The organism is Roseisolibacter sp. H3M3-2 (genome assembly GCF_029211165.1).
Classification (GTDB): Bacteria; Gemmatimonadota; Gemmatimonadetes; order Gemmatimonadales; family Gemmatimonadaceae; genus Roseisolibacter.
On record NZ_JARGEK010000625.1, the window covers coordinates 1 to 1,485 of the forward strand.

Below are 1,485 nucleotides of genomic sequence, written 5' to 3' on the forward strand. Positions count from 1 at the left end.
TGGTCTCAACTCCTTGGCTCACAGAACGACATGGCTACGATCCGACTTGCCAGCGTCGCCTCGATCATCGCCGCGCACGCGCTGGCCGGCCGCGTCGGCGACTCGGCCTGCGGCGGCAGGTCGGCGCCGCGGTACGGGGAGCGCAGCCGCGCCACCGACTGCGCCGCCGTGCGCTCGTCGCCGCGCGCCACGCGCCACAGCTCCGACGCGCACAGCGCCGACTCCTGCCGGTAGCGCAGCGGCAGCGTCGCCGGCGTCGGGCCGTACGCCACCGGCTCCAGCGTCCGCAGCGCCGCCACCGCGGCCGCCGTGTCCCCCTCGCCGAACAGCGCGTCGAGCACGTACGCGCCGTCGATCAGGTGCGCCGGGTGCCCGGCCTCGCGCGTCGCCTCCAGGAACGCCGCGGCGCGCGCCGGCCGCCCGCGCGCCAGCGCCACGTCGTGCGAGATCAGCGCGAACGCCACCCGGTCCGACTCGTTCCGGTCGGCGCTGGCCCCCAGCGCGCTCGCGGCCACGATGCGCCCCGCGCGCTCGAGGTCCACGCCGTCGAGCATCGAGATCTCCTCGATCAGGTGGACGCTCGCCGGGTGCATCCCCGGCGCGCGCCGCTCCAGCGCCGCCAGCGCCCCGGTGTCGCCGAGCGCCACCGCCATGCGCCACCGCACCCCGTCGGCCCCCTCGGCCGTCGAGTCGCCGCGCAGGAAGAGCGTCCCCGCCTCGCGCACCGTCGCCGTGTCGCCGGCGCGCGCCGCCAGGAAGACGAGGTGCTCGAGCGCCGGCAGGTACGTCGAGTCGAGCGCCAGCACGCGCCGGAACTGCGCCGCCGCGCGCGCGTCGGCGTCGGGCTCGCCGAGCACCGCGCCGAAGTGGAACATCGCGTCGGCCGCCTGGAAGAGCGCGTCGGCGCGGTCGGGGGCCACGCGCGCGTAGCGCTGCTTGGCGCCGTACAGCTCTGCCATCGTCGCCGAGCGCGGGAACGCCGGCCCCCCCGCCGCCTCGAGCGACGCGCGGTCGACCGGCGACAGCCGCTCGCGCTCGCGCCACGCCGTCTGCAGCCCGCGGTACTGCTGGTCCGGCTCCCCGAACCACTGCGCCGCGATCGCGAGCGCCAGCCCCGCGTGCGCGAACGTCGAGTCGAACGACAGCGCCCGCTCGAACTCGCGCGCGCTCTCGCGGTAGCGCGACCCGCGGTACAGCGCGCTGCCGGCGAGGTACGCGCGCAGCGCCGGCAGCGACGTGGTGAGCGGGCGCGCCACGGCGCCGCGCTCGCCCCCCGCCGCGTCGAGCGACAGCAGCCCCACCGCCAGCCGCTCGACCAGCTGCGGCAGCGAGTCGGGGGAGCCCTCGACGCGCACCGTCGCGGCGTCGCGCCAGTCGGCCACGCCGAGCAGCGACGCGTTGAGCGCCACGCGCCCGCCCGGCAGCGCGGCGATCTCGCCGGTGAGCAGGCGCCCGTCGCCCAGCCGCTCGGCGGCCGCCAGCGCC

At 78.2% G+C, this 1,485-nt stretch carries 1 pseudogene; it reads right to left on the reverse strand.

Annotated features, from left to right (window positions below):
- Nucleotides 1-5: 5 nt before the first annotated feature.
- Nucleotides 6-1,485, reverse strand: a pseudogene (locus PYV61_RS25205) (hypothetical protein); the annotation flags it as partial.